Consider the following 24,239-nt stretch of genomic DNA (forward strand, 5'->3'; position numbering starts at 1 on the left):
TCAACGCCCAGCCGGGCGTCGGGGATTACGCCGCCGAGTTCGGCGACAAAAAACCGACCACTTTCCCGGCCAGCGCCACCAAATCCGGCAGCTCAAGGCGCGCGCATTCTTCTTTTGTCAGGTTCGGCACGGTCACACGCGGCAGCACAACCAGCAGCGCGTCAACGTCGGCGTTGGCGATCGCCGCCAGCCCGACGCCGCGCAGCGCGCCCGCGTTAGGTTTAATCACCTGCACCTCGGTGATGGTGGTTTCACCGCGCTGGATCGGGGTTTCGAGGGTAACGGTATTTTCTTTTGCGTCTTTCATGGTGTTCTCTCAAATCAGGGGGGAAAAGGGCCAGCCCGGCGGGCTGGCGCAAAAATTACAGGCCGATCGCCTTGCGATGCTCGGCCAGCCGGTCAACGCCGTTGACCTTTTCGACCATGTTCACGGTATCGACTTCGATCAGCTCTTTGCCGTCCACGGTCAGCTTGAAGTAAGTACACTCGGTAGATACCTTGGTTTCGGTATCCTCGCCCTGCTTGTACTCGCCAAAGTCAATTTCCTTGTGGCGGCCGCGCATCACCACTTCCACAGCGGACACCTCGCCGGTGTCGTCACGCTGGAAGGAACCGGCAAAGCGCAGCGGCACAGCATCGACGGCGCCCCACTGCTTCAACACCAGCTCATCAATGCCGCCCATCGACCATTCAACGGCCAGCGCGTCATCGTCCAGCCCCATATCGATGGAGGCCGCACCGTTCATGCCGCCGCCCCGGTATTTCTCCAGCTTGCGGGTGAGCTTCGGCAGCGTCAGCGAGGACACGACGCCCATATAGCTGTAGCCGTCGTTGAACAGGTTCAGGTATTTCAGTTTTTTCGGCAGTGCCATGTTCTAACGTCTCCTTTAGCGGTTCACGGATGCCGCAAACGTCGCCAGATAGCGATCGGTGATACGCTGGCGCAGGGTTAAATCTTCCAGCGGAGGCACCGGCGTGTAGTCGTAATCGATAAACAGCTTGCCCGCCTTCAGGGTTTCCTTGGTGTTGGCGCTTTCGTCGTACCAGCAAGTACCGTCGATAATCAGCCCTGCGGATTTCAGCTCGCGGAATTTCGCGTTGATGCCGTCAATCATGTCGCGCACCAGCGTAGGCGTTACCGGGCGGTCAACGGCCCATAGGTGCGCCTCGGCCATTGTATCGGCCAGCACCTGCGCGGTGCGGGTGTAGTTCTCGAACAGGAACAACGGATCATCAGAGCAGGTGCGGGAACCCCAGAATTTAAAGCCGTCTTTGCGGATCAACGTAGTGACGCACGCTTGGTTTAACAGGTCAGCATCGGTGCCAGGCGCCTGCAAATCCCAGAACACGCTGGCGGTGATGCCGGTCACGCCGTTAACGCCGACGTTTGAAAGCGTCTTATGCCAGCCGGTTTCCGTGTCAATTTTGGCACGCAGGCCCAGCGCGCGGGCGGTGGCGTAGGCGATGTCGCTCTGGTTGGCGGTGGTGTTCCAGTTGACAAAATCCGGCCAGATCAGCATCAGCTCGCGCTGGCTGAAATTGTCGCGGTACTTTGTAGCCTCCTGCACGGTTTTGCAGCCGTGGGCGCTGATATAGCCGAACGCGCGCAACTGCTGGCAAATCCCGGCGAGCGCCGTCGCGACCTCCTGATTATCCAGCCCCGGCACGCCGAGGATGCGCGGCTTAACGCCCAGCTCAGCCTGTGCAGATAACAGCGCTTTCATGCCGGTGTAACGGCCTTCAGCGTTCGCGCCGCCGATGATATTGGAGGTGGTTTCCGCCGCGTCTTTGCCGGTGGCAACGCGGACAACTACCGTGACCGGCTTCGCCTGTTCGGCGATCGCCCGCAGCGACGCCGCCAGCGTGCCTTTTTTACCGGCCTTGCCGGAGGCGGCCAGCACGTCAGTAATCAGTACCGGGGTATCAAGCGGGAAAACCGACGCGTCGGCATCCTCCGCCGTGCAGACCATGCCGACGATTGCCGTCGATACGGTGGAAATAACGCGGGTGCCGTCGTTGATTTCGACGACGCGCACGCCGTGATGATAATCGCCCATTAATTTGCTCCGGGTGGTGAGTAGGTGCAGGCATGATGACGCCCGGCGCGCCGGGCCGCACGCGGTGGGTGCTGGAAGGCCGACCAGACAACAGGCCGGGACGGATTGGGGATTTTTGAGGGAATGACGATCGTTTGCGCCGATCAATAACGCCTTATTGATCTATGCAATCAATTGGACGGATTTTAGCCGGGCGGGGTAAGGTCGAAAGGCAAAGACGCGGCAACATCAGGGAAAGCCGCAAACACAAAGCCCGCATCGCTGCGGGCTTTTTTCTTAGGCGCCGGGCGCCACCGGCCAGTCAATTTCCGGGGCCGACGTCATATCAAGACGATTTAGCATCACACGGTATTTTTTCCAGTCCGCCAACAGCGCTTTTTCTTCCTCGGTCGCCATGTCCAAATCAACCGCATCCTGTAATGGCGCGATATGCCGCGCCACCGCCGCAATGCGGGCAACCCGTTCCTTTTTCGCTTGTTCCTGATATTCGTCAGGCGAATAACTGCGTTTAACAATGGCTTTCCCATCAAATACCCAACCACCGGAAATATCGGCCCGGCGATTGGCGGTTGTGTTTGCCACTTCCGCGACGCTTAACCCGACAGGCCACAACGTAGAAATATCGTTGTTGGCGGCAATGCTGCGGATAATCCCTTTTTCATCGTAGGCAACTTTTATCGTATCCTCCGCAAAATCTTTCTGGCAGTGATACCACTCATTACCATCTTCAGAGAAAAGGAACATGGCATTATGCTGATTGCGTAATTTTAATTGCTCCGGTGTTTTTGGCTCGCCGAGCTGAAAGTTTTTAATATTCTTCATGTTATCGTCCTACTGTGATCCACTGACCATTTTTATAAATTTGGATGTAGCTCCAAAACAGCTCTTCAGCAGAGTAATCGCCGTCTTTGTTATTGAAACCGGTTAGTACGGTATTATCGTGATAGGTATAAATCCCGGTCGCGCCGACATGCATTTCCGCGCTGTATCTGACATTTTGAATAAAGTTCTGATTAACCCAGTCAATTGTCGCTCTGGCGCCCACATGCTGATTAAAGGAGGGCCAGTCAACCCGACCATTCAACCCATTGTTAACCCATGCCTGACTGGCGAACTCGCCCATTTTCCCACTAATAATGCCGCCAGTTTGAGTATTAAACTGCCAAATACTTTCCACTCCATCACCAAGCGCATGAATAACGGGGTGAGCATGCATATTCTCGCCCGGCATCAAATAGCCATAGCTAACTGCGGTCGGCCAGCCCTTGCCCTTACGCGTCGATTTACCTTTCACCAGTGGCACATAAATCGCGCCGCTGTTTGCTTCCCACTGAAAATCAGTCTGGTAAAAAGGCGCGCGCGTGCCAAGCTGATTGCTGTACGCTCCGGCGCCTTCCGGGGCTTTATTCGTGTTATCGCCGGTGCCGTGATAATCCGATGTCAGCGCCGCAGCAGATACCCAGGAGCTTGACGATACCCCGCCCGTAATATTGCCGCCGGTTTTAGCCAAATAGCGGCCATCCGCTTCTGTCTTATTCCACGCGTTAACGTCACCGGCCAACAAATTCACATCAGCGGACAGTGGCTTACCGTTCACCTTGATGGATCGGAGTGCGTATTTTTGGACGGCCTGCGCGTCAGTCAGGGCGCCAACATCGGCCGCCGTTGGTTTGTAGTCCGTCGTATAAACTCGCGCCCAGCGGAGCGAAGCCGCACTGTCTTTTCGCATCGAGCGCAAATAAAACGCCATATCGCCGGAGCCTACGGCAAATTGCACATTGCGGAACTCGTTCACTTTCCCAGTAAACAACACCCCCATGCCGCCCGGCACGGGATAGCCTTTATTGGTAGTGGCAACCAATGACTCAACGGTAAAGCCATTTTCGCGATTTAAGTCATCGTCAGCATTGGCGGTATTTTCGTTCGGGAATACGATACGCGGCAGAGTTAACGCCCCTTTCATCGTGTCGCCGGTCTGTTTTACATAGCGGCCATCCGCTTCGGTTTTGTTCCATGCCTTGACATCACCGGCCAACAGATTGACATCGCCGCTCAGCGGCTTACCGTTGACTTTGATAGAGCGCAGCGCGTATTTCTGCACGGCCTGCGCATCCGTCAACGCCCCTGTTTCTTGGGCGGTCGGTGGCTTCGCCGTCGTATAAATGCGCGGGTTCGACGCCTGATTAGCTTCAGCCCCCCAGTGCAACTCGTCATCAGCCCCAACACCAAGTCGCATTAACGCCTTTCCGGCGACTTGGAAGCCGATAGATAAATTTCCCTGAGCAGAAAGACGGCTCATCACTAAGGGCGTATGCTGATTTCCCTCAATATTGAGTGTGCTCCCCTCTGTTTCCGCGTTGCCGGACTTAATCGCCAGTTTTTTTACTGTGCCGCCGGAAAGCATCAGAAAACGGCCATCGGCTTCTGTTTTGCTCCATGCCCCGACGTCTGCCGCAGTCGGCTTAAATTTGGTGGTGTAAGCCTGAAACCAAGTCACACCGTTTTCCGCGATATTTGAACGGCCAAAGAATGCGTTTCCGTTGTTTTGTACTGCCATATACGCGCCCGACGGGCCACCGTCGCAGGGCAAACTCAGCACGCCATAAACATCGCCGCCCGGTGCATTCTTTGATGAGCCATTAACCCGATAGATTTCCCCCTGATTACAATAAGCATCTTCCCGGTGGCGTGAGCCGCTTCCCAATCCAAACGCACCGACCTCCATCAACTGCCCGCCAGCCACCCCGACGTTTTTCGTCGCGGCCGTACCTAACGCCAGATTGCCACGCGCGGCGGCCTTATCGGGCAAGTCGGACAGATTGGCGGCCTTTTTCATGCTGGCATCGCTGACAGTTTTAAGCGCCTTCGGGGTGCTGGCTTTCGTTTCATCGGTGCTGGTCGTCGCGCTGCTCAGTTGCACCAGCCCTTTCGCCGTGGTGCTGGCGTCCGGGTGGTTTCGGGTTTTCTCATGCGCGGCGATCGCGTCGGCCACAAAATCCTTGGTCGCCAGCACGGTGTCGCCACCGGCGATCACCTGCACCGCCTCGGTGCTGCTGACAATCAGGATCATGCGCAGCGTCTGCGTGCGGCCGCTGCCCTCTTCCAGCTTCGGCTTGTAGCTCTCCGCCATGTTGCTGACGGCAATCAGCGTCCCGGCCTCGTCATAGAGGCCCATTTCACGCAACCACCACCCGCCGATGTTCGCCGGAATAATCATCTCGGCCAGAATGTGATTTTTCAGCGCCTTATCGATAGTCAGCCCGTTGAGTGCGGCGCGGTATTTCTCGTTGACCAGCTTGGTCTGGGCCGGGTTAGGTGTCGGCAGCGTGCCGTTCCCGTCACCGACGGCCATACGGACAATTTTCAACTGCGTGCCGCCCGCGCTGGCGGCGGCAATCTTAGCCGCCCCGGCGGTGGTAATAATCGCTTTGTATTTGTTCATGATTTTCTCTTACCCGGGGTAAACGGTAATGACATCGCCATCAATGGCGGCCGCGCCGGTGTAAATCCGGCCGGGGATGTCCTGCAAAACGTTGAGGCCGATCAGGTGGCGGCTCAGGGGCTTGGCGTCGGCGATCAGTCGCTCCATTTCCTGATACATTTCTTCGGTGATGCCGGTTTCCAGCACGCCAATATCCAGCCGGAAGGTGCCGGGCGGATCGGCGCCGTCGGTATGGAACCACTCGATAACGTTGATCAGGTAGCCAAGCGGCTCCACAACGCGGCGCACGGCGCCGATGGTGCCCTTGTGCCGGTGGATATAGAACGCGGCCGAAACCACGCCCCGCTTGACGTCCTCCGGCCACGCCTCATCCCAGCGATCGACAGAGAACGCCCACGCAAGATAGGGCAGCAGATGCACCGGGCAGGTTTTCGGGTTCCACAAATCACGCAGAGGAACCGGCACGCGCTCCAGCTCGGCACACGCGGCGGCGGCGGCAACTTCCAGCGGTGATGAGCCGACAGGCAATAGACGGTTAGTCATCGGCGCGCCCTGGGGTAATGTTCACGCCAGTGCAGTAACCCGCCTGCGTTTTATCCAGCACGATGTCGGTGGCCGGTTGAGCAACCTCAACACGTTCAACACCTTCCACGGTCAGCGCCGCAATGATGCCGGAGCGCCGGATACTGCGGCCTAAGCGGCGCATGGTCAGTACATAATTTTGCAAACGTTGTTTGGCCTCCGTGAGGATCGGCGCAACCTCCGGGCCGGGATAGAGAAACAGCGTGGCAACAATGCCATAGCGGGTTATTTTTGCCGCTTGCACGATGACGCGATCGGCAACCGGGCGCACGTCCTCATCATTCAGCGCATCGCGGACAACCTGCAGCAGTTCGGGGCTGGCGGTGCCGTCGCCGTCTCGTGACAACACGGTGACGGTCACATTAGCCGGTGATGGGCTGATTGCCGTCACATCGGCCACCCGGCCATCAGCCGAGCGGGCGTGAAAACGGTAGGAACCGGCCGATCCCGCTGTGCTCATGCCTTCAAAAGCATCCTGCAGGCGCAGGCGGTAATCTTCATCCGCTTCCATGACTGCAGGTGTCGGCGGAATGGTGCTCTCATCCGCCGGGGCGATCACCAGTCGCGGCGTGTTGAAGTTGGCGCCGAGCTGGTCGAGGTCTTCGCCGGTGGAATACGCCAGCATCACCGCTTTCGCGGCATCGTTGACGCGCTGGCGTAGAATCACCTCGCGGTAGGCGTTTTCCTGCAACAGCTTAACGATCGGCTCCGACTCCAGCGCCAGCGTGCGCGCGACGGCCTCCCGCTGTTCCTCCGGGTAAAGCGAAATCAGCGTCGCCTTACGCTCTGCCAAAATGTCTTCATAATCCAGCACCTCAACGACGATCGGCGCGGGCAGCTGTGAAAGGTCAATCGTTGCCATGGTTTCAGCTCACAGGAACAGACAGCGACAGCGCGCCGGGGGCATCGGTGCGGGTGCCGGTGATGTCGATCACCATCTTGCCGTCAAAAGTGGTATTAAAAGCGATGCCGGTCAGCTTGACGCGTGGCTCCCACGCCAAAATCGCGCTATAGCAGGCGGCCATAATCTGCAGGCGCAGCGCGTCGTTCTGCGGCTGGTCGAGCAGCTCAGAGAGCAACGAGCCGTAAGCCCGGCGCATCGTGCGCGAACCCTGCGGCGTGATCAGGATGTCCGCCACGGACTGGCGAATATGCTCGATGTCCGTCAGCGTGCGGCCGGTGCCTCGGTTCATGCCGATATATTTAGCGCTGTTCATGACAGCAGCAGCCCGATAAACAAGAACCAGCCCCAGCCGGAGACTCCATTAAGTGCCAGCATGACAGCGCCCGATAAGGCAATCGCAGCACCCAATCGAGAAACAAGAGCGGCCAAAATTACTGATAGGGTTTTCATACTGGTGTCCTCATGAGGGTTTATCGGTTCTCCCGCCGCCGGTCTGGACGCCGCCGTGGGTGTGCATATCAACAACAACGCCGTTGGATAAGAACGAGCCGCCGCTGTGCTCAATGTTCCCGTGCATCGCCCCGCCTTTTTTCACTTCCAGCGTGCCGGTGGTGAGTTTGTTGGTGCAGACCACCTCCGGCGCATCGAGCGTGATTTTGTCAGCCGTAACGATCACCACTTTGGTGCTGGCGGTGATGGACTCCGACGCCTGCACGTCGGCGGTTTTAATCCCTGACACGCTCAGCGCGCCGGTTTCCGGTTCGTACTCGATAACCGCGCCATCAGGGAATGCGATATGCAGCGCATCCGCCGACGCAGACGGGGCCGGGAAGTCGTCAGAGAAAATGCCGCACAGCACAAACGCGGTATCGAGTTCGCCACCCAGCGCAAAGATCAGCACCTGCTCACCGACAGAAGGCGCCGACCAGCTGCGAGTACGCCCGGCGCGACAGGTTAGCCAGTTGAGCCAGTCGGTAAGATTGCCGCCGGTTTCGACGCGGCACAGGCCGTTATCAAGGTCAACGGTGCTCACGGTGCCGATGCGGATCAGGTTGCGCAGCAGGCGCAAAATGTCGTGTTGATTGTTCATGCTGGAAGGATGCCGCCCGGCGCGGGCGGCGACAACGCGATGAGGTTGGAAGATCGGAGGCACAACAGGGGGTTATTCTGCGAGGTGTTCTATCACGGCCGTTTCTATGATTTTGACGTCATCCGGGCCAAATCCCAGCAACGGACGGGCCTCATATTTTACCGCATCGCTGTGCGGCGTCGGCCGATCGCGCAGGCCAAAATGATGCACATTGACCATACGCTGAACCCGCCCGACAAACTCAACCACGGCCGCATCGCTGTTGCCCTGGGCTTTCAGGTAACGGGCCGTGCGCAGCTTGGAGAACATTGCCCGATCGCGCAGGCGCTTTTTGTTTCGAAGCCGAGTTTTGCGCGGCGCGTAGGGTGTGCCGTCCGGCGCCTGCTGGCGTTTGATGTGTTGCTGTTGACCGGCGCGCAGGCGCTTTGACACGGCAACGGCCAGCGACTTTCGCGACTGCGGCGACAGCTTGGCAATCAGCCCGGCAAGCCGGGTGTCAAAGGGATTAAGCTCGCTCATGCCATTCACTCACTAATTCACCGTGAACAAAGAGCTGCATCGGCCGCGTGATGTCCTCCGGTAACGGCGGCTCCGGCAGGTGCTTAACGTGTAGTGCTCCGTTCTGTTCGCTGACCACGACACGCTCGGTCAGCTGCAGCGATACGCTGAAATCGTAAGAGCCGTTGTTGTTGAAGTCACTCGCGAAGGTGATCCCGGTGCGGCGCTTTTCCTCGGTTGCCATGATGTCCGGCTGGTTCTCTCGTAGCCATGCCTGAATCGGCACCATGATTAAATCCAGATCGCCGGTGTAGTCCAAAAACAGCAGGTTAAGCGTATAGCGGTACTCATGGGACAGCGAGGCGGCAAGCGTGGCGGCCACATTGCCGCGTTCTACCCGCACTTGCAGATTTTCAGGGTTGCGCTGTAGCCACGGCAGGCAGCTTGTCAGCTCAGCGCGGAGCTGTTGCGGTTTTAACATCGTGTTGTTCCTGACAGTGTTTTATCGTTTCGACCTGCACCGCGCAGGCCGCCAAGGCGTTTTCAAGCTGGCGAATATCGGCGCTCAGATCGCCGTTAGTCGCCGGGCGGCTGGCCGGGATTTGGCACAGACTCACTTTCGGACAGCCAACGTAGATAATCCGCGGCGCCGGTGAAGCCGGGGCGCTGGTGCAGCCGGGCAACGTCAGCAGGCAAAGCAGTGTTAAACCAGTCCCGTAATTGCTGATTTTCATTGAGTAACCTCTGTATTTTCTGCTCGCGCGTCAGTGCCAGCCGGTGCGCGGCGGCGAGATCGTCCCTTAACTTTTCCTCTTCCTGCGCCAGCCGACCGGCCGCCGCCTGCAGCGTGTCGATCGCCGCGCGGGTATCCGTCAGCGCCGCCGCTATCCGGCCGTTTTCTTGCCGGGCGCTCTCCAGCCGTTCACCCAACGTGACAACCTGCCATTTCATCCAACCGGCGACGACCAGCGCCAGCACCAGAAACCACCCGATCGCGCGGCTCATGGCGCGGCCCCGATCAGGCAGTGGGCCAGCTCCGCCGCCCGGCGCCGCTCCAGCCCCGGCGATTTGACGCCGTTGACGAACACCCAGCGCGGCAACTGTTGGCAGGCGCTGCGCCAGTCCTGCCGCTTGATGAAACCGGCCAGCGTAGAGCCACAGGCGGCCGTGACGCCAACGTTAAAGGCAAAGGACACCACCGCGTCATAAACCGGCGGCGGCATCGTGACAGGCATACAGCGCCCTATGCCGCGCTCCACGCGATACACGTCGGCGATGAGGTTAACGGCAGCTTGGCGCTCGCTGATAACCTTGCCGGGCTTTACCCCGGCCGTGTGGCCAATGCCGCTTGTCCAGACGCCCGCCTGACACTGGTACGGCGATAAACGACAGCCCTCGAAATCGGCCAGCAGTCGCAACCCAGCCTCAGAGATCTGCAGCGCGCTGAATTGCGGCAGCAGCACCGCCAGCGCCAGCACGGCGGCCACACTGCAGCGTTTAGCGATTGAGTTCATCGTAAACCCTCCGGCTAACGCCTAGCTTGTTCAACAGCTGGTAGCTTTTGCGGCGGTAGTACCAGTTAACGAGAAATGTGCCGACACCGACGGCGGCGCCAACCATAAAAGCGATGTCCTGCGGCGAATATTTGCCGATCCACGCGAGGAACATCGCCACCGCGTAGGCTAAAAATGATGTGATGCGCTCCATGTTTTTAATCCCATAAATTGACGGTTTCACGCTGCGGTGCGGCGGTCACGTCCGGCAGCTCAACCGGGTGGCCGTGGGGCAAAATCGCCCCGGCAGCGGCCAGCCCTTCATTTAGCGAATAGACCTGCTCAACCACGCCCTGCGTGCGCCCGTAGTAGCGCCAACAAATCGCGTCAACGGTGTCGCCCTGCAGGGCGTAGACTCTCATCAGAGCAGCCCGATGATGCAGTGGCTACGCTCGGCCACGTTACTGATCGCGTTGCGGGCGTTGCGCCACAGCTCGCCGATCGAGGCTTCGACCACATCAGCCTTGCGGCCGCCGGTGGCGGTGGTGTCGAAACTGCGGTATTGCTCCGAGAGCGTCGCCATGGTCATCGCGCTAACGGCGTTGCGGTATTCGCTCACCCGCACGCTTTCGCCGTCAAGCTGTTCGCCCGGCACATCCTCAAGCCGCTGATAGCCGTCGGCCATCTGGTCGCGGCGGAAAGTGAACAGCTCGGCGTTGACCTCCGCGATCGCGCTTTTAATTGCCAGCCGCAGGCGCGGGGCGGTGATAGTGCCTTCAATGCGCATCACGTCGCGCACGTCCGCCGGGTCAATGTCCGGCCAGAAAAAGACGTTTTTAACGATCGGCTCATCCTCCGGGCGCGGTGCTGGCGCGTCCGGGCGTGGCCGTTGGATCACAACGGTGCTCATATGACCTCAGAAAGTTAGGGGGCGGTGGACGACGGCGTTGACGAGGTGAAACCTGTCGCGGCCGTCGTGCCGCCCGGCGCGGGGCGCGTTCTGTCAGCGGCTGGCGGCGGTGCGTATTGCCCGCTCCAGCCGTTCAATGTCTTTTTTCACGCCGCAGCCGTTATGCAACTGCAGCGCACGCTTAAGGTGGTTCAATGCCAGTTCAGCCCTGCCCGCCGCGCGCAAGACGTACCCGGTGATTTTGTGCAGCTTGGCGCGCACTTGGTCGGGCATGTCTTCTGCGTCGGTGAGTTCCATCGTCTGCGTGAGGTGGTCAATGTTGACCGGCTCCCCAGCCTCAAAGGCGCGGGTGGCAGACTCGGCGACGTCTTCTGCGATGAGGTATGGCGTGGAGCGCGCGAAATTGCCCGGCGGCGCCAACTGGTAGCGCAGCGCATAGCGGGCGATGTCCAGCGCGCCGGGAATGTCCCCGGCATCCAGACGCCAGATCATGACCGTCATCAGAATGGCGTCCTGCGCGCCGCGACCTTCGGCCAGCACACCGGCAACCCAGGGGGCATAGTCCGGCAGCAGTTGGCGCTTGAGTTCGGCCTTACGCTCTTGTGAGCGCACCTGTTTGAGCTTTCGCTTATCTTCATTGAGTTTAAGCATCATCCGTTCATAGCCGTTGGCGTGGCGCAGCGGGTCATTCTCCCGCTGCGCGGCCTCGACCGCTGACTGGCGCATAAGGTGACGGCGGGCAGGGCTGGTCATGGTTATTTACCGCCTTTCGCTTTGTCGTCTGCCGGTGCTTCCTCCGGGTCTTTCACTTCGGCGACTGGCTCCGCTGGAGCGGTGGCAACCTTCACCGCTTCAACAATGGCACCGGCCAGCGCCTTAATGTCATCGCCGGAGGTCGGCAGTGCGGCCTTGGTTTTTGGCTCGGTCGGCTTGACGGCCAACAGCTCGATGTTCTCCACCAGACAGCCGCAGGCGTAATCCTCCACCACATAGTCCTCGTTGATGGACTCATAGTTTTCGATGCGGTCGCGCTTGGCGTTCTCCACCATATGGCGGCGGTGTGTGTCTTCCTGCCAGTAGATCGACAGGTTATCCATGCGCGTAATCAGCAGCGCATCCGCCGGGAAGTACGGCACACGCACGGCGGGCAGGTTGCCGATGCGCTTCTGGCTGATAATCAGATCGGCGGCCAGCGCTTCGGTGTTGGGCTGTTCCTGATTGACCAGCGGGAAATACTTGTCGGCCAGCAGCTGACGACCGCAGATCACTACCAGCTCAGGATCTTCCTGATACCACGGTGCAATCAGGGTATTAGTGGCATCCATCACCAGCGCGTCGAGGTTGGCGTAATCGCCACCGGCACCCACGCGGATGTTTTCAGACACCACGCTGCCGTCCATACCCACGATTTTGTTCATCACGCGGCTCGGCGCGTTCTCGCGGTACTTCTGCAACCAGCCCGGCGCAATGTCCTGCAGCAGCGGGAACTTGACGCGGTTGGAGGTTTTGGCGCGGTGCGTACCGTTAAAGCCGATCATGATGCGGTCGAGCGCCTGACGTTTCACAATCGCATCGCGTAAGCGGGTCTGGAAATCCTGATAACGCGCCCACAGGTCGAGGGTGTTGTAGCGGATGTGGAAATCGTAGTTCACCTGCTGGCAGAAATAGTCATCGCTGTCCAGCGTGGCAAAGTCGGCCGTTTCGCGTTCATCGCCGCCGGCGGTGTCGGTGGTGCTGGCGATGGAGCCGCTCACACCTAAACCGACTTTCTCTCCCTTCATTTCCTTAACCGGCAGGATATTAATACGGGTCAGGAACGTGGAGGAATCCTGTACGCGGGTCATGATGGTTTGCGTGACGGACGGCTCAACGCTGAATTTTTTATCCAGATCGCCGGTTGCTACGCCATTCAGTTCGGCGAGGCGAGACATAAACGCATTAAATTTAAAACGAGTTTGCTTGCGCATTTTTCTTCCTGTTTTTGTTCGGTTTTATCGGGTTTGACTGCCTTAGCAGTCGGTCAGCACGTCTTGCGCACTGTTGCCGCCGGTGGCGTCCGGGCGGGCCTGCTGGCTGAAATCTTCCGAGGTGGAAAGCTGGGCTTGCAGCGCGCTGAACGCATCGCTGCCGGTTTTTACCTGTTGCTTGAGATCGGCAACCTGCTCGCTCAGTGCAGCGAATTTCTCGGTAAAGCGGGTGTCCGCTTCCTGCAACTGCTCGGCCACGGTCATCACGGCGCCTTCCATCTCACCAAATCGCACATCGTCGGTGGCCTGCTTGCGGCTAAACATCGCTTTGATGCGGGCAGAGAATGAGGTTTCCGGGTCAGCGACCGGCTCAAAATCGAAATGGACTTCCAGCGGCGCGGAGAACTCGACGTTCTCGTGGCGGCGGCTGAACTCCAGCATGTCAGTGCCGAGGCTCGCCGGGTCATCGGTGACGGCCAACCCGACCAGATACGACTTGCCGGTCTTGGCGAAATCGCGGCGGATCTCCATCGAGGTGAAAACCTTTTGGCCCGCGCCGACCATCGACACCAGATCGGCGGTCGGGGCCAGACTGGCGTACAGCGCCCACTTGCCGTGCAACAGCGGTTCGTCCGGCTCGTCGATTTTTTCGGCCTTCAGCTCAACCACGCCGCCGTAACGACGGAAATAGCCATCCGGCAAAATCCCCTTGATGTGCTCCATGTTGATACGGGCGCCGTACACCTTCGGGCTGTAGGTCGCGGCCATCTGCTGAATATCCGCAGCGCCGATCTCGCGGCCGTCAACGGTGTCGCCTTCAACGCCGATGCGGAAAAACTTAGTAACTTTCTTTGCCATGTAAACGGCTCCGGTTGTGGTGATTGGGTTCGGTGCTAGTTTCGGGGGAATGGCGGCGCGTCTCAACGCGTTGCGGTTGGAAGATCTGAGGCACAACAAGGGCTTAATGCGAGCCGCCCGGCGCTTTCGTAGCCTTGGCGGCATGAATACGACACAAGCAACAACCATCATCAGCGATCCGCGACGCCAAGCTGCCTTGCTCTACTGGCAGGGCTTTTCTGTGCGCCAAATTGCGGAAACGCTGAACCTCAAGGGGCCGACCGTGCAGAGCTGGAAGCTGCGCGATAAATGGGACGACATCGCGCCCATTTCCCGCGTGGAGCAAAGCATGGAAGCACGGTTGATTCAGCTCATCATGAAAGACGTCAAGGAGGGGAAAGACTTCAAAGAAATCGACCTGTTAGGCCGCCAGATTGAACGGCTGGCGCGGGTCAATCGCTATTCGGCGACTGGCAACGAGGCGGACTTAAACCCGAACGTCGCCAACCGCAACAAAGGCGAGCGCAAGCCCGCCGAGCGCAACGTGTTCAGCGAGGCCGCCGTGGAGAAACTGCAAAGTATCTTCACGGAAACCACCTTCGAGTATCAAATGGGGTGGTATCGCGCCGGGCTGCAACACCGTATCCGCAACATCCTGAAATCGCGCCAGATCGGCGCCACGTTCTTCTTTGCCCGCGAGGCGTTGCTCGATGCGCTGACCACCGGCCGCAATCAGATTTTCTTGTCGGCCAGTAAGGCGCAGGCGCATGTATTCCGCAATTACATCATTGATTTTGCGCGGCTGGTCGAGGTTGACCTGAAAGGCGATCCGATGGTGCTGCCGAACGGCGCCCGCCTGATGTTCCTCGGCACCAACGTGCGCACCGCGCAGAGCTACACCGGCAATCTGTATCTTGATGAGTATTTCTGGATCCCGAAGTTTCAGGAGCTGCGCAAAGTCGCCAGCGGGATGTCGCTGCACAAGCGGTGGCGCACCACCTACTTTTCCACTCCGTCGAGTCTGGCGCACTCCGCTTATCCGTTCTGGTCGGGGGAACTCTTTAACAAAGGCCGCCGCAGTAAAGCCGATCACGTTCAGCTCGACCTCAGCCACAGCCACCTGTCAAAAGGCGTGCTGTGCGGTGATGGGCAATGGCGCCAGATTGTCACGGTTGAGGATGCGCTGACCGGCGGCTGTAACCTGTTCGACCTCGATCAGCTGTCGCTCGAATACAGCCCGGCAGAGTATCAGAATCTGCTGATGTGCGAATTTGTGGACGATACCGCGTCGGTATTCCCGTTCGCCGAGCTGCAAGGCTGCATGGTCGATGCGCTGGAAGAATGGGAAGACTTCAACCCTTACGCCGTGCGGCCATTCGGCTATCGCCCGGTGTGGATCGGCTACGACCCATCGGAAGCCAACGGCGGCGACAGCGCCGGATGCGCGGTGATCGCGCCGCCAATAGTGGCCGGGGGCAAGTTCCGCGTGCTCGAGCGCCACCAGTGGCAGGGCATGAACTTTGCCGCGCAGGCCCAGAAGATTAAAGACCTGACCGAAAAATACTGCGTGGAATACATCGGCATCGATGCAACCACCGTCGGCCAAGGTGTTTTCCAGCTGGTGCGCGAGTTCTTCCCGGCCGCGCGAGAAATCAAATACACGCCGGAAATCAAAACCGCCATGGTGTTGAAGGCAAAAGACACCATCGGGCGCGGCTGTCTGGAATACGACACCAGCCACACCGACATCACCGCCGCCTTTATGGCGATCCGCAAAACCATGACCGCCAGCGGCGCGCGCTCCACCTACACCGCCAGCCGCAGCGAAGAAGCCAGCCACGCAGATGTCGCGTGGGCAATCATGCACGCCCTCTTAAACGAACCGCTGACCGCAGGCAGCGGCCACAGCAGCCCGAACATTTTGGAGTTTTACTGATGAGTAAGCGCAAAGGCCGCAAGGCATTTACCACCCCGACGCCAGCCCAGCCAGCAGAGCAGAAGCAGGATTTTGAGGCGTTCACCTTTGGCGAGCCGTCCGCTGTGCTGGATAAACGGGAAATTCTGGATTACATCGAATGCACGACAAATGGCAAGTGGTACGAACCGCCGATCAGCTTCGATGGGCTGGCGCGCAGCGTGCGCGCCGCCGTGCATCACAGCTCGCCGATGTACGTTAAGCGCAACATTTTAGCGTCAACGTTTATCCCGCACCGGCTGTTAAGTCAGCAGGAGTTTAGCCGCTATGCGCTGGATTATCTGGTGTTCGGCAACGCCTATTTAGAAGAGCGCCAAAACCGGCTCGGCGCGCCGCTGCAGCTGAAATCCTCCCCGGCCAAATACACGCGGCGCGGGGTGGAGCGCGGCGCTTACTGGTTTGTGCAGGACTGGAAAGAGGCGCATCGCTTCAAGACCGACAGCGTTTTCCACCTGATTGAGCCGGACATCAATCAGGAACTGTACGGCCTGCCGGAGTACCTCAGCGCGCTTAACTCCGCCTGGCTGAATGAGGCGGCGACGCTGTTCCGCCGTAAGTATTACCAGAACGGGGCGCACGCCGGTTACATCCTGTATGTGACCGACGCGTCGCAGAGTACCAGCGACGTTGACAGAATGCGCAAAGCCATGGCCGACACTAAGGGCTTGGGGAACTTCCGCAATCTGTTCATGTACGCCCCGAATGGCAAACCGGACGGCATTAAGATTTTGCCGCTGTCCGAGGTTGCCACCAAGGACGACTTTTTCAATATCAAGAACGCCAGCCGCGACGATCTGCTAAGCGCACACCGCGTACCGCCGCAGATGATGGGGATTATCCCGAACAATACCGGCGGCTTCGGGGACGTTAAAAAAGCCGCTCAGGTGTTTGTACGCAACGAGCTAACACCGCTGCAAGAACGCATGAAGGAGGTGAACGACTGGATCGGGGAAGAGGTGATTAGATTCGCGCCGTATGAGTTGCCGACCGAATAAGCAAAAAGCCGCCAATGATTGGCGGCTTTTTTGTTGGCGCTGGATCAGGAATGCTTTTCGATAACCAGATCAACACCTTCATTCAGCAGTTCATTAATCGACTGCCCGGTAGCCTGTGCGGCAATGGCTAACGCCTGATGGCGTTCCGGCGACAGGCGGGTGGTTACTTTGCCGCTGTACGACTTGTAAGGCTCGATGCCGTCTTTATGGCACTCATCGAGAAAGACCGCGAGTGAGATCGCGCCTTCTTTCTTCAGCTCGTCCACGCTGTAGGCGTAGAAGTCGGCGCCGCCATTCAGCCCGACAAACTCGCCCCGGAACATTTCAATTTCAGGGTCGAAGTTGATGACGGCCGTATGGCCGTCAATTTTCAGTGTGTTATTCATCATGGTTTTATTCCTAAGCTATCCAACCAGATCCGAATGGAGTTAACCGCCCCCTTGTCAGTGGTAGGTCTGGGGTGTGGCCGGTGAAAGACTCTTTTTTCACCTTTCAACAGCACCGCGATCCTAGAACCTTCCCTTTCGTGAATCTCCGCCCCTAATGCGGTAAAAAGCGCCTCAATATCAGACCACTTTATAGAACCGTTGACAGGCCGGGCAAACACATCTGACAGCGTTTTTTGGTGTCGTTTGTTCATGGGGTTTATAGTATCACTTTATGACACTATTGCAAGAATATTATGGTGTCGTTTTTTGGTGTCACTGATTGGCGATATTATGCAGTGCGCTGTAAGCGCCTGAGAGCGCCATCATGGCGCCACGACATCAAACCCCATTCTCATACAAGTATTGCGATAAATCGCCGTGACGGGACGCTGGCGGCTCTTTTGGGAGGGGTTCAACACGGCTTGCGCGCAATGCTATCCCCGCCTCGCCTGCGCGCTTTATGTGTCGCTTTTAATGCAGTTGCATGATCCGGCGCGATCCGCGCCAGTGCTGGCGCTGTGGGGGTAAAAATAACACCGGATCATCATGCGATTTCATGCACCTAATGCATGCATAGGTTATTTAGAATGAAACTGGCAACATTCCCTAACAGCGCACAATCAAATCAGACAGTCCGCTCTGAGCGAAAAGCGGACATCTTTAGTGGGTTGATTTTGATGCTCTTACCTCTATTATGTAGCCATTTTCTATGGCTACATTTATACAGAAGTAAGGGTTAGTCTTTTCCCGGACCATAATTAAATTTAGTACCTTTGCCAATAGCGTAAAACTGTCCACCAGCTACATAATGGACAGTACGTAATTCATCAGGCGCATCATCAAAAATCCAGTGCCCATTTCTGAAAACGCGGTCATCACTCCATGCTCCGACAATTTCCCCCATGAACAAGTTGTGCTGCTTTTCATTTTCTTCATTGGGTATAACTTTACAGACTAGCCAGCCAGCGCAACCTTCAACTAAAGGCAGATCAAACTCATTCTGATAAAACAGTGGAATTTTACTGTTTTTATCTGGTGTGTCAGAATAACTGTGGCCTCCAGCATATAAAACCATTTCCATCTGATTTACTACTGGGATCTGGACAACGTAATATCCACTTTTTTCGACAAGCCCGCGAGTAAATGCCTGTGGACCTATAAAAGCCATTACTTTGTTATTGCCTACTAATCCCACCCAAGCCGCTGCCATGACATTTTCAATGCCATCATTTTTAGCCGATATCATCGTCGTTGGCCCGACCTGCAATAAACGATAGGCTTTGTTTAACTCTACTGGTTGAATTGACATAAATTACTCTTTTGAGTTCTGATAAAAAGTAAGACAGGTTACTTATTTGATTGTTCGATTATATGACTGGAATAGTTGCAAATTAATTGCTATTATCAAAATACATTATTGCAATTTTCACAACAATCATGAACAAACTTGATGCTCTAAAGTTTTTTATCATTGCCTCTGAAACCCTGAACTTCCGCGAAGCAGCCATAAAGCTGTCAGTTTCACCATCAGTAGTAACCCGAACAGTCGCTGAGTTGGAGAAACAGCTTGGTGAACCTCTTTTCAAACGCAATACTCGTTCGATCTTTCTCACCAGTTTCGGTGAGTTATTTTTACCCCAAGCGAAGCGCCTGCTGGAAGATTCTGAAAAACTATTTCAGACAGCGAAAGATGATAATAAAATTAAGGGTATTGTTCGTATCACATTACTTCGATTTCCAAATCATGAACAAATCTTGTATGAACTATTGACTGCACTACGTCCATATCCTGAGTTATTTATCGACTGGCGTTTAGACATGATGAAACTTGATACTATCGAGCATCGTATCGATATAGGTATACGTGTAGGGCGAGAACCTAATCCAAACTTTATAATTAAAAATATCGGGCAAGTTGAACATATTCTGGTTGCGTCCCCTGAACTCATTGCGCGCCTGGGAGCACCAACTGATTTAGAAGATCTTCGACAGCGTTATCCATTCAGTGGTTTAATTAATCCTGAGACGGGAAAATCATTTGAGTTTATGAGTGACGCAGTGAATACTTTTGTCCCTCGTCATATTGAGTTTTATACTACAGACCCATACGCCGAGATTCAGGCTGCATTGGCCGGGAAAACGGTTGTACAATCCAGCGATTTTATCTGTAGGGAGTACTTAGCAAGCGGCCAACTTGTTCTCCCACTGCCTGAACTGCGACAGGAGAAATGGCAATTTTATTTATATCGGCCTTACCAGCTGATTACTCCCAAAAGGGTGACTGTCGTTTTTTCGCTATTAGAAAAAATATTACGCAAATATTTCGCATCAAAATAATCTTCTCCTCAACGTCTGCTCTTGGCACAAAGCTGTCCTGTTAGGTTACACTCTGTGCTGTGACAATGTAAAATCAAGTCTGAGAAAATACAATTTTTAACCCAGATAGAGGTATGTGTTGTGCTGATAACGCCCCTCGTCAATCAGCCGGAAAACGTGGCCGGACTGGTGCTTGATGTAGTAATTCGCCTCTTCAGGCGTTAGGTGTGTACCGAGCCGGTTTGCAGCTTGAATGAAATCAACGGTCTTTATGCGGCGGCCCTTGCCGTTCTCATTGAAGTTAAGCGCATCCATAAACGCCCCGGCTAAGTTTAAATCTCGTCTCATACGTCACCTATGGATTAAGAGATCGTGGCAAGCTGCCTGATCACTTCTGCTTTTTCAGGGGCAATGCTGGTTTTCATCTCCCCCGCCAGTTCTGAAATCCATATCAACGCAATCTCTTTATCTTTTGGTTGGCTCTCATAACAAACCCCCAGACGGGCGATGAGTTCAATACGTTCTAAAAAAACAATTTCTTCCGCTGCTGGTAAATGCACCCTGTTCCTCCGATGCTTAATTACTGTATGCATATACAGTATTACCCATAAATTTTGCATCCGCAACTAATTATTAAAAGCCTGACCAATCATTAACCGCTGGATAGTGCATTGAAATATCACCAAATTTGACTTTAGCGCCGCGTGCCAGTGCTTCCAGTTCCGAGCGTGTTGGCTCGATGCCGTGTAGTGCCAGCTCTGAGTAAATTCTGGGAACGCGATCGCGTTCAGCAGCGGTTAATCTTGCTGAAGGAGCTGGCTCCGGCCTGCTATATAGGTCAATGCTTCTCTGTTGCCTGTTTATCTGCGGGGCATCTGCCCGTAAACGCGCCATAACACACCGTGCAACGGTCATGTCATCCCAGTCAATTGGGGTTTCCGGTGCGTGCTCCAGCACCGCCACGGCCTCTACAGGCTCCCCATCCTGCATATTTTCGGCGTCACCGCTGCCGACCAACCCACAGTTATTGACAGGACTCCGAGGCGCGCCGGAGGCGCTTTTCAAAGTCAAAGGCTCAACTGCAACGGCTTTAGCGACGATGCGCCATTGCGTGGTGCGGGTTTCATAAACGCGATCGGCGCCGATATGCGGGGCAAAAATTCCCGCGATTTTCTGCACTTCTTCGTCATAGGCGTTGCGCTCGTCGGCAACCCTGCGGGCTACACGCACAGTCTGATCGTCGCGGGCAACGTTAGGGCCACCCTGCGCCAGAATGTAAGCGGCAAAGTCACCGGCATCAGCAGCAGCGCGCACCGCCTCAACGGTTTCGTCGAACTCATCGGCCAAACTGACAGAGCGGATCTTGCGGCACTCACGCCATGCGCCGCGCGACGGCAGGCCGATAAAGTGGAATTGAGGGATACGCCATGTTGACGCCCACGCGGTGACGGCGGCCGCCGTATCAGTCAACAGCTCGCCGGTTTCATGATCGCGTTCGCCGTCCAGCGCGTAGCCGTCGATGTTTTTTGCAATGTATTTGGCGATATAGCCCGCCGCACCGCCTTTGTTCAGGTGCTTGCAGTCAAACCGGTTTTTGGCGGCGCCGCGCTCGTCCCCATCTTCAGCCATGGCATAACGGCGCATGATGTCGATCACCTGCTGGCGCTGTTTTTTGGGGGTAAACAGCATCATATGCCAGTGCGGCGTCGCATCATGGTGCGGTTCGACAACGCGCACGCCATAGACCTGCAGGCCCGCATCTTTAAACGCTGTGCGGATCTTGCTAAACAGCTTCACAAGATAGCGCTGGCCGTCTTTTGGCGTGTACGCCTCTTCATCCCATTTGTGATTAAAATGCACCTTCGGGCTGTTCTTGCCGACGGCGCGCGTCGGGTGATATTTGGATGGGGTGGTGATGGTGATAAACATCCCTTTATCGCCACGGATAGCGGCGGCCTGCTCAACACCGGCGATCATCGCCATTAACTCCATACGACGAATTTCCGGGTTAGAGATACTTGCCATCACCTTGTCGATGAGGCTGAAGCGTTCGCCAGTTTCGACGTTCTCAAGCTCGCGGCTATTCAGATAATCAAAATTGGACTGGCGGCGCGCTTTCACATCTCGAATAGCCTGCTTACTGGCATACGACGACGCCCCGCGGTTCACATTACCCAGGGCGATCAGCAACGCCTCGCGCCAGCGCGTGCGCTGGGCCTTCAGCTGGCGTTCCCACCACTCGGAATTAACCAACCGTGACAGGCTGGCAATCGCTGACCGAGCATCCAGTTTGCCCTTGCGGTATTTGCGCCAGTGCATAGGGGTGATGTTGAAGGCGCGCGCCATACCGGCAATGCGGCCATAAAATTCGGATTGGGTGGCATCTTCGAAAAGCCCGGCATTGTCGCCGCCGTTCTCCGCCACAAACTCATCGCAGTAATCTTCGTAATTCTGCAGAAGCTGACCGGCCACGCGATCGGCAAGGCGGCGTAACTCTTTGTCATCCATGCCGGGCAGAGCTGCGTAATTATCAACTTCAGCAGAAAACCGCATTGACGCGGCGAGGTTCATCGCATTTTTGGCGCTCACCGTTTGCAGGCGCGGCCAGATGCGGCGATCGAACTGGAATACCAGCCATTTGTTGGCGTCGTGCAGCCCTTTGCTCTTGAGCAAGTTGGTGTAACGCGTCAGGAACATGGCGCTGAGGAAGCGCGGCAGGCGACGAATATTGGTTAAAACAGCTTGCCCCTGAGCGAGTTCCTCACGGGTAAGCGGTCTTACCGGCCCGGCAACTGCCGGGCGCGGTTCGTTCCATGGGTAAGCGTAGGCGGTAGCCGCTTGGCTCATTGCACTTTCGCGCCGTTGGCGTGGGCGCAGTTGCCGCAGTAACGCTCATTGCAAGCAGAGCAGAAATCACCCTTTACGGTGAAGCCTACTTTTAGCGGCGTTGCCAGCTTTTGCGCCACCTCCCCGATAATTGAATCCACCCAGTCGCGATCAACGCCCGGCATTGTTGGCAGGCTTGCGGCTACTTCATCCGGCACCGCATCGATCCACTCGCGCAGCGCCACAACAACTTCTTGAAGGCCTGCGATGCGCTGTAGCAAGGCGGATACGTACTCGTGCGAGTAGAGCATCTGTTGGCGCCGTGGATCGTGATATGGATTTGCAGGGTCGATAATGAACATGTACGCACAACGATGCTTGCTTAGGTCGCGCAGCTCTTCAGCGTCAGTCCACGCCACCGGCTTGCTCAGCTTATTGTCCATTTGCAGCCTCACACACCGCAAAAGCCTCTTGGCACAGGTTGCCAATGCGACCTATTTCCGCGCCCAATGATGCAATGCTATTAACACTGGAATTACGGACGCTGTGATGAATAAGGCCGTTCACAAGCTGGTTAATCGTAGGGTAATAGCCGATAGCCTCGTAACGCTCTTGACCTTCGCTTTTTCCTGTTTTCCCTACCTTCACCGTATTAAGAATGAATTGCAGGTTATCGCTGGTGATAACAAACTCAGAGCCGATTTTAATTTCCATGTTATTTCCTTAATCGTAATTTTGGTTTTCTGGTCTGCGTGCAAATTCTGAATCGCTCAAATCAGCCGCAATAAAATGACCTGCCAGCAACGCCAGCAGGCCGAACAAAATAAAGAACTCCGTCATGCCTTCCCCGCGTAAAGGTGATTTTGCGTCTCGCGGATCTGCTGACAGCTTACGCATGTATCAACGCCGGGAACGGCAGCGCGGCGCGCGGCTGGAATCGGCGCGTCACATTCTTCGCAAACGAAAGCAGAAGGCAGCGCGGAGGATTTGCGGGCGTTGGCGATCTGCGCGTTTAGTACCAGCGCTTGCCGCTCCTGTTCGTAGTCCATCAAGTCGGCCATTAGTGCAGCTCCTGCGCTTGATGCTCGATGGCTTCAGCCTCTTGGCGCAACAGCTCCACAGCCTCGACCGCGGTTAACCCCTCTTGGGTGATGTGGGCCGCCAGCCGAACCAAACGCGCAGCAGCTACCTGTGATTGGTTTTTACGTTCATCAACACGCGCGCTATCTAACAAATCTTGAAACTCATTCGTTAAGGCAGAAACCGCGCGGCAAGTACCAGCGACAACACCACGCTGAAAGGCATTATTTGCCGAGCTGGTTAAAGTTGGAGTAAGAAGCAAAGATTCTTTCATCGTAAATTCCTTATTTCAGGCAAAGCGATGCCCGGCGGGTTAACGCCAGAATTACGCAATGCGGTTAATTAACGTTTAATTCGCAATCATCATCACTGATAAATCGCGGCAAGGTTTTTGATAAATCAATCAGGTCATTCAGCGCCCACACAATTTGTTTACGCTCTGAATAACTCATTTCTGCAAACTTCATTTTTATATGCCGCTCTTTAAGCCCGGCATGAAAACAAACAGTTCTGCGGATATGTTCCGGCGACTTATCAAAAGCCTCTTGCGCCTGATTCCGCTTATGCGGGAACAGCTCACGCTTAATCTGTGAAATGCGCTTAATGCCGATCGCTTTTTGTGTTTCAGTAGCCAACAACATGACAGCCCCAATTAACGACAGAAAAAACGGCGCAGCGGTGAAACTGGCTTAACCGTTGACAGGCCACGCAGTAAGGCCGCCTGATCGTGACGTGGGCGCCAGCGCTTGCCGCCCGGCAGTTCAATGAAACCGTGTTCAAAATGCCGCGATGGACTTTGTTGTTTCAGCAGTGGAGCGATAGAAATAACCACGGTGATC

Annotated in this window: 36 protein-coding genes; 3 read left to right on the top strand and 33 right to left on the bottom strand. The window is 56.2% G+C overall.

The features are described from left to right. Positions 1-25: 25 nt before the first annotated feature. The 21 genes from ACF8MC_RS14655 to ACF8MC_RS14755 all read right to left on the bottom strand — a co-directional run bounded on the left by ACF8MC_RS14655 (position 26) and on the right by ACF8MC_RS14755 (position 13,801). Entirely contained in the window at positions 26-307 is a 282-nt protein-coding gene (locus ACF8MC_RS14655) for a phage tail assembly protein (protein WP_033639350.1), read from the bottom strand. Between the two features lie 55 nt (positions 308-362). After that, positions 363-872, bottom strand: a complete 510-nt coding sequence (locus ACF8MC_RS14660; RefSeq protein ID WP_023447563.1) for a phage major tail tube protein — start codon at positions 870-872, stop codon at positions 363-365. A gap of 15 nt (positions 873-887) precedes the next feature. Beyond that, positions 888-2,057: a phage tail sheath protein gene (locus tag ACF8MC_RS14665; RefSeq protein ID WP_140926691.1), complete on the bottom strand. Its 1,170-nt coding sequence runs from the start codon at positions 2,055-2,057 to the stop codon at positions 888-890. A 276-nt stretch (positions 2,058-2,333) separates the two neighbouring features. Then, positions 2,334-2,879 (bottom strand): tail fiber assembly protein, encoded by a 546-nt coding sequence (locus ACF8MC_RS14670; RefSeq protein ID WP_033649048.1) that lies wholly within the window; start codon positions 2,877-2,879, stop codon positions 2,334-2,336. A gap of 1 nt (position 2,880) precedes the next feature. Continuing rightward, positions 2,881-5,499 carry a phage tail protein gene (locus ACF8MC_RS14675; RefSeq protein WP_050438975.1) on the bottom strand — a complete coding sequence of 873 codons (2,619 nt, stop codon included), beginning with the start codon at positions 5,497-5,499 and terminating at the stop codon, positions 2,881-2,883. 9 nt (positions 5,500-5,508) lie between these two features. Next, a complete protein-coding gene (locus ACF8MC_RS14680) occupies positions 5,509-6,042 on the bottom strand; it encodes a phage tail protein I (protein WP_033649047.1) in 534 nt (177 codons plus the stop codon). Beyond that, the gene (locus tag ACF8MC_RS14685; RefSeq protein WP_033649046.1) at positions 6,035-6,943 is read right to left on the bottom strand and encodes a baseplate assembly protein; all 909 of its coding nucleotides are present in this window, start codon (positions 6,941-6,943) and stop codon (positions 6,035-6,037) included. The genes ACF8MC_RS14680 and ACF8MC_RS14685 overlap by 8 nt, the downstream gene beginning before the upstream one ends. A gap of 4 nt (positions 6,944-6,947) precedes the next feature. After that, a complete protein-coding gene (locus ACF8MC_RS14690; protein ID WP_033649045.1) occupies positions 6,948-7,298 on the bottom strand; it encodes a GPW/gp25 family protein in 351 nt (116 codons plus the stop codon). Beyond that, positions 7,295-7,435, bottom strand: coding sequence for a hypothetical protein (locus ACF8MC_RS14695; protein WP_154231760.1), 141 nt, complete (start codon positions 7,433-7,435; stop codon positions 7,295-7,297). Before ACF8MC_RS14695 ends, ACF8MC_RS14690 begins: the two co-directional genes overlap by 4 nt. A gap of 10 nt (positions 7,436-7,445) precedes the next feature. After that, positions 7,446-8,075, bottom strand: coding sequence for a phage baseplate assembly protein V (locus ACF8MC_RS14700; RefSeq protein ID WP_033649044.1), 630 nt, complete (start codon positions 8,073-8,075; stop codon positions 7,446-7,448). 72 nt (positions 8,076-8,147) lie between these two features. Continuing rightward, on the bottom strand, positions 8,148-8,594 hold the full coding sequence (locus ACF8MC_RS14705; RefSeq protein WP_033649043.1) for a phage virion morphogenesis protein: 447 nt from the start codon (positions 8,592-8,594) through the stop codon (positions 8,148-8,150). Further along, positions 8,581-9,054 carry a phage tail protein gene (locus tag ACF8MC_RS14710; protein WP_033649042.1) on the bottom strand — a complete coding sequence of 158 codons (474 nt, stop codon included), beginning with the start codon at positions 9,052-9,054 and terminating at the stop codon, positions 8,581-8,583. The genes ACF8MC_RS14705 and ACF8MC_RS14710 overlap by 14 nt, the downstream gene beginning before the upstream one ends. Continuing rightward, positions 9,026-9,256, bottom strand: a complete 231-nt coding sequence (lysC, locus tag ACF8MC_RS14715) for an Rz1-like lysis system protein LysC (RefSeq protein ID WP_230199994.1) — start codon at positions 9,254-9,256, stop codon at positions 9,026-9,028. The genes ACF8MC_RS14710 and lysC overlap by 29 nt, the downstream gene beginning before the upstream one ends. Continuing rightward, on the bottom strand, positions 9,150-9,578 hold the full coding sequence (gene lysB / locus ACF8MC_RS14720; RefSeq protein ID WP_033649041.1) for an Rz-like lysis system protein LysB: 429 nt from the start codon (positions 9,576-9,578) through the stop codon (positions 9,150-9,152). The genes lysC and lysB overlap by 107 nt, the downstream gene beginning before the upstream one ends. Further along, the gene (locus tag ACF8MC_RS14725) at positions 9,575-10,087 is read right to left on the bottom strand and encodes a lysozyme (protein WP_033649040.1); all 513 of its coding nucleotides are present in this window, start codon (positions 10,085-10,087) and stop codon (positions 9,575-9,577) included. The genes lysB and ACF8MC_RS14725 overlap by 4 nt, the downstream gene beginning before the upstream one ends. Beyond that, positions 10,071-10,280 (bottom strand): HP1 family phage holin, encoded by a 210-nt coding sequence (locus ACF8MC_RS14730; protein WP_031231709.1) that lies wholly within the window; start codon positions 10,278-10,280, stop codon positions 10,071-10,073. The genes ACF8MC_RS14725 and ACF8MC_RS14730 overlap by 17 nt, the downstream gene beginning before the upstream one ends. A gap of 4 nt (positions 10,281-10,284) precedes the next feature. After that, a complete protein-coding gene (locus ACF8MC_RS14735; RefSeq protein WP_015379118.1) occupies positions 10,285-10,488 on the bottom strand; it encodes a tail protein X in 204 nt (67 codons plus the stop codon). Next, positions 10,488-10,976: a head completion/stabilization protein gene (locus tag ACF8MC_RS14740; protein ID WP_033639340.1), complete on the bottom strand. Its 489-nt coding sequence runs from the start codon at positions 10,974-10,976 to the stop codon at positions 10,488-10,490. The genes ACF8MC_RS14735 and ACF8MC_RS14740 overlap by 1 nt, the downstream gene beginning before the upstream one ends. 93 nt (positions 10,977-11,069) lie before the next feature. Next, positions 11,070-11,729, bottom strand: coding sequence for a terminase endonuclease subunit (locus tag ACF8MC_RS14745; RefSeq protein WP_033649039.1), 660 nt, complete (start codon positions 11,727-11,729; stop codon positions 11,070-11,072). Between the two features lie 2 nt (positions 11,730-11,731). Beyond that, on the bottom strand, positions 11,732-12,943 hold the full coding sequence (locus tag ACF8MC_RS14750) for a phage major capsid protein, P2 family (protein WP_033649038.1): 1,212 nt from the start codon (positions 12,941-12,943) through the stop codon (positions 11,732-11,734). A gap of 42 nt (positions 12,944-12,985) precedes the next feature. Further along, positions 12,986-13,801 carry a GPO family capsid scaffolding protein gene (locus ACF8MC_RS14755; RefSeq protein ID WP_033649037.1) on the bottom strand — a complete coding sequence of 272 codons (816 nt, stop codon included), beginning with the start codon at positions 13,799-13,801 and terminating at the stop codon, positions 12,986-12,988. Between the two features lie 142 nt (positions 13,802-13,943). Here ACF8MC_RS14755 and ACF8MC_RS14760 point away from each other — a divergent pair, with 142 nt between their 5' ends. Together ACF8MC_RS14760 and ACF8MC_RS14765 are read left to right on the top strand one after the other, a co-directional pair. Continuing rightward, positions 13,944-15,716: a terminase ATPase subunit family protein gene (locus tag ACF8MC_RS14760; RefSeq protein ID WP_033649036.1), complete on the top strand. Its 1,773-nt coding sequence runs from the start codon at positions 13,944-13,946 to the stop codon at positions 15,714-15,716. Then, positions 15,716-16,750 carry a phage portal protein gene (locus ACF8MC_RS14765; RefSeq protein ID WP_033649034.1) on the top strand — a complete coding sequence of 345 codons (1,035 nt, stop codon included), beginning with the start codon at positions 15,716-15,718 and terminating at the stop codon, positions 16,748-16,750. The genes ACF8MC_RS14760 and ACF8MC_RS14765 overlap by 1 nt, the downstream gene beginning before the upstream one ends. Positions 16,751-16,794: 44 nt before the next feature. Here ACF8MC_RS14765 and ACF8MC_RS14770 read toward each other — a convergent pair whose 3' ends face one another. The 3 genes from ACF8MC_RS14770 to ACF8MC_RS14780 all read right to left on the bottom strand — a co-directional run bounded on the left by ACF8MC_RS14770 (position 16,795) and on the right by ACF8MC_RS14780 (position 18,487). Beyond that, on the bottom strand, positions 16,795-17,139 hold the full coding sequence (locus ACF8MC_RS14770; protein WP_223294898.1) for a type II toxin-antitoxin system HicB family antitoxin: 345 nt from the start codon (positions 17,137-17,139) through the stop codon (positions 16,795-16,797). Next, on the bottom strand, positions 17,136-17,390 hold the full coding sequence (locus ACF8MC_RS14775) for a type II toxin-antitoxin system HicA family toxin (RefSeq protein WP_071605322.1): 255 nt from the start codon (positions 17,388-17,390) through the stop codon (positions 17,136-17,138). Before ACF8MC_RS14775 ends, ACF8MC_RS14770 begins: the two co-directional genes overlap by 4 nt. A 524-nt stretch (positions 17,391-17,914) precedes the next feature. Beyond that, positions 17,915-18,487 (bottom strand): flavin reductase family protein, encoded by a 573-nt coding sequence (locus ACF8MC_RS14780; RefSeq protein WP_019843167.1) that lies wholly within the window; start codon positions 18,485-18,487, stop codon positions 17,915-17,917. Positions 18,488-18,615: 128 nt separating this feature from the next. Between ACF8MC_RS14780 and ACF8MC_RS14785 the strand changes: the two genes are divergently transcribed. Beyond that, positions 18,616-19,515, top strand: a complete 900-nt coding sequence (locus ACF8MC_RS14785) for a LysR family transcriptional regulator (protein ID WP_033649106.1) — start codon at positions 18,616-18,618, stop codon at positions 19,513-19,515. Positions 19,516-19,611: 96 nt separating this feature from the next. Here the strand turns inward: ACF8MC_RS14785 and ACF8MC_RS14790 are convergent, their stop codons facing one another. The 9 genes from ACF8MC_RS14790 to ACF8MC_RS14830 form a co-directional block, all read right to left on the bottom strand. Next, a complete protein-coding gene (locus ACF8MC_RS14790; RefSeq protein WP_139818298.1) occupies positions 19,612-19,809 on the bottom strand; it encodes a hypothetical protein in 198 nt (65 codons plus the stop codon). A gap of 47 nt (positions 19,810-19,856) precedes the next feature. Then, positions 19,857-20,054 carry a hypothetical protein gene (locus ACF8MC_RS14795; protein WP_033649105.1) on the bottom strand — a complete coding sequence of 66 codons (198 nt, stop codon included), beginning with the start codon at positions 20,052-20,054 and terminating at the stop codon, positions 19,857-19,859. A gap of 73 nt (positions 20,055-20,127) precedes the next feature. Further along, a complete protein-coding gene (locus tag ACF8MC_RS14800; RefSeq protein WP_140926695.1) occupies positions 20,128-22,341 on the bottom strand; it encodes a replication endonuclease in 2,214 nt (737 codons plus the stop codon). Further along, positions 22,338-22,763, bottom strand: coding sequence for a hypothetical protein (locus tag ACF8MC_RS14805; protein WP_033649031.1), 426 nt, complete (start codon positions 22,761-22,763; stop codon positions 22,338-22,340). The genes ACF8MC_RS14800 and ACF8MC_RS14805 overlap by 4 nt, the downstream gene beginning before the upstream one ends. Beyond that, positions 22,753-23,034, bottom strand: a complete 282-nt coding sequence (locus ACF8MC_RS14810; protein WP_015379131.1) for a DUF5405 family protein — start codon at positions 23,032-23,034, stop codon at positions 22,753-22,755. The genes ACF8MC_RS14805 and ACF8MC_RS14810 overlap by 11 nt, the downstream gene beginning before the upstream one ends. A 122-nt stretch (positions 23,035-23,156) precedes the next feature. Continuing rightward, on the bottom strand, positions 23,157-23,381 hold the full coding sequence (locus ACF8MC_RS14815) for a TraR/DksA C4-type zinc finger protein (protein WP_023460307.1): 225 nt from the start codon (positions 23,379-23,381) through the stop codon (positions 23,157-23,159). Beyond that, positions 23,381-23,674 (bottom strand): DUF2732 family protein, encoded by a 294-nt coding sequence (locus ACF8MC_RS14820; RefSeq protein WP_033649030.1) that lies wholly within the window; start codon positions 23,672-23,674, stop codon positions 23,381-23,383. The genes ACF8MC_RS14815 and ACF8MC_RS14820 overlap by 1 nt, the downstream gene beginning before the upstream one ends. A gap of 64 nt (positions 23,675-23,738) precedes the next feature. Beyond that, positions 23,739-24,041 carry a hypothetical protein gene (locus ACF8MC_RS14825; RefSeq protein WP_031221632.1) on the bottom strand — a complete coding sequence of 101 codons (303 nt, stop codon included), beginning with the start codon at positions 24,039-24,041 and terminating at the stop codon, positions 23,739-23,741. Positions 24,042-24,052: 11 nt separating this feature from the next. Further along, the gene (locus tag ACF8MC_RS14830) at positions 24,053-24,232 is read right to left on the bottom strand and encodes a phage filamentation protein Fil family protein (protein WP_049279101.1); all 180 of its coding nucleotides are present in this window, start codon (positions 24,230-24,232) and stop codon (positions 24,053-24,055) included. Between the last annotated feature and the right edge of the window lie 7 nt (positions 24,233-24,239).

It is taken from the genome of Serratia sp. LACPHL-BACT-2024-00286 (assembly GCF_043109535.1).
Lineage (GTDB): Bacteria > Pseudomonadota > Gammaproteobacteria > Enterobacterales > Enterobacteriaceae > Serratia > Serratia sarumanii.